At 37.5% G+C, this 2,148-nt stretch carries 2 protein-coding genes and 1 pseudogene; 1 reads left to right on the top strand and 2 read right to left on the bottom strand.

All coding sequences use genetic code 11. The annotated features are described in order from the left end of the window. Positions 1-217, top strand: a pseudogene (locus ACEW8U_RS22340) (hypothetical protein); the annotation flags it as partial. A gap of 155 nt (positions 218-372) precedes the next feature. On the opposite strand, the gene ACEW8U_RS22335 reads toward ACEW8U_RS22340, so the two are convergent. Together ACEW8U_RS22335 and ACEW8U_RS22330 are read right to left on the bottom strand one after the other, a co-directional pair. After that, entirely contained in the window at positions 373-1,089 is a 717-nt protein-coding gene (locus tag ACEW8U_RS22335) for a tetratricopeptide repeat protein (protein WP_373524274.1), read from the bottom strand. A 50-nt stretch (positions 1,090-1,139) separates the two neighbouring features. Beyond that, the gene (locus tag ACEW8U_RS22330; RefSeq protein WP_373524273.1) at positions 1,140-2,042 is read right to left on the bottom strand and encodes an NAD-dependent epimerase/dehydratase family protein; all 903 of its coding nucleotides are present in this window, start codon (positions 2,040-2,042) and stop codon (positions 1,140-1,142) included. Between the last annotated feature and the right edge of the window lie 106 nt (positions 2,043-2,148).

Genomic DNA, 2,148 nt, shown 5'->3' with positions numbered 1-2,148 from the left:
GGTCTATGATGTAGTGGTTGATTTTGTTGGCGGGATTTTGGAAAATAAAAAAGAAGAACAAATTGCATCCCGGGTAGAGCTTTCGGGACATATCGAGAATATTGAAAACAATCCTTGGCAGGCAGTATTCAACTTATTGAGAAATGCATTTATTGAAGACTACTCAAAAGAAATCGAAAATGCCATCAATTTTGGTGGCGCTGGAGGTGAAAGGTAGAGTGAACAATTTCCATTTGGGAAAATTAAATGATCTAACAAAAATGTTTGATCAAGGAAAGGATAATCCATTGTAAATTGTAGTCGATAAAAGGGTGTAGTTGCAAACTACACCCAGACAAGGTGGATGGAAATTGATCTAAAATAGACCCACATTTATTCTATATTGTTCTTTATTCCTACTATTTCCTCCTTGAGGTAATTTTTATACCAACCAATAGGACAATTTTGTAAATAATCTTCATGTGCCTTAATTAATGAATTTACATTTGTTCTGTCCATCAGGGAAATTTCCATTAGTTTTCTGTTCCAGATATGATTGGTTTGCTTCATGGAATTGACCTTATCAATCGGATCATATAACCCGTTGGGAAATCCTAAGTCATCAATGATTTCTTCAATTACTTTACAATAATCATTATTGAAGGGTTGATTTCTATCTTTCAATACATCCACATAATCTTTAAGAATATTTAATTTATGAAAGGAGGAGTCAGCAAAATGTATATTTTTAAATGCTACTTCAATCCAACGACAAGACTCAGGAAAATCAGCGATTACTCTGTTACTTCTGATAAGTAATCCAACAATATTGAAATATATAAAAGGATTATGTTGAGGTTCCAATATTTCAAGTGCTTTTTGAAAATGCATTATTGCCAAAGGATATTTATCCGCCATAAAATAGCAATGTCCTATTTCATTATGAAGTCTAACTTCATAAACCCGGGGATCAAATGTTTTTCTAACTGTTTCAGCAGAACTCTTAATTAAATCGATTTTTACCTGAAAATCGGAAACAGGTATGTCTCTGTACAGTTTGAGTGTAATATCTGTTGGTAAAAACTCCCTAATAAATTGCTCTTTCTTCATTTCCTAATTACAATTAAACCAACATTTTTACCACCCTCCCAAACCAAGAATCACTCCCCTGTCACATATTTCCTCCAATTATGCTGTTCTTTAAACCCTAAGACTTCACGGATTTTTCGGTTGGAGAACAAGGCTTCATGTTCTCCCAATTCATGGGATAAAGGCACCCCAGGGAAAAACCGTTCCGCCAATTCTTTGCTTGGAATGATGGCTCCATTATGGTCATTTCCTGCATTGAAAATCTGATAACCGAGGTCATCTTTTTGCAAGCATAAATCCACAATCTGTCCCAGGTCACGCGCATCAATATAGCAGAAGGCATTCCTGCGACGCACTTCGGGATTTTTGAAATAATGTGGAAACAGTTCTGCATATTCATGTGGCTCAATCACATTACCGATTCGTAGGGCATAGATATCAAAACCTGACCTGCGTTGGAAAGCACGGGCTGTTTTTTCATTGACCACCTTGGATAAACCATAGCTGTCCATTGGATCGACATCATAGTCCTCCTCCAAAGGCAATGATTTGGGATCCGTTGGGCCATCGGAAAAACAGATTCCATAAGTGGTCTCTGAGGAAGCAATGATAATCTTCTTGATGCCAAGTTTTACAGCCGCCTCGATCACATTGTAGGTTCCTATCGTATTGACCCGAAAGGTTTCATTATCAGGTTTGATCAGGATGCGAGGCACGGCAGCAAAATGAACTACCGCATCAAACTTAGGTACCCCCTTCCCTCCTTCCAACTCATCCAATCCTGCATAGGAACTCATAGCATTGAACATCTGTCCCGAATCCGTAATATCGGCATTCAAGTTATCCACTCCAGGGTAATCCAATGGCGTCAGGTCTACATTCATCACCCGATGTCCTTGGTCAAGCAGATACGGTATTACATGTTTTCCTGCTTTTCCTGATCCTCCGGTGAAGAATATTCGTTTTTTGGTCATGGTGTTGTTTTTTTGATGATGGTTTTATTTGTTTCCAGATCTGTACCCAAAATAGATTTTCCAACGATCAAATCAAAAATTTAAATAAAATTCTACCTACTACATG

The organism is Aquiflexum sp. (assembly GCF_041751335.1).
Taxonomy (GTDB): Bacteria; Bacteroidota; Bacteroidia; order Cytophagales; family Cyclobacteriaceae; genus Aquiflexum.
The sequence above is the reverse complement of the archived record's forward strand: the minus strand, read 5'-3'. Positions and strand labels throughout refer to the sequence as shown.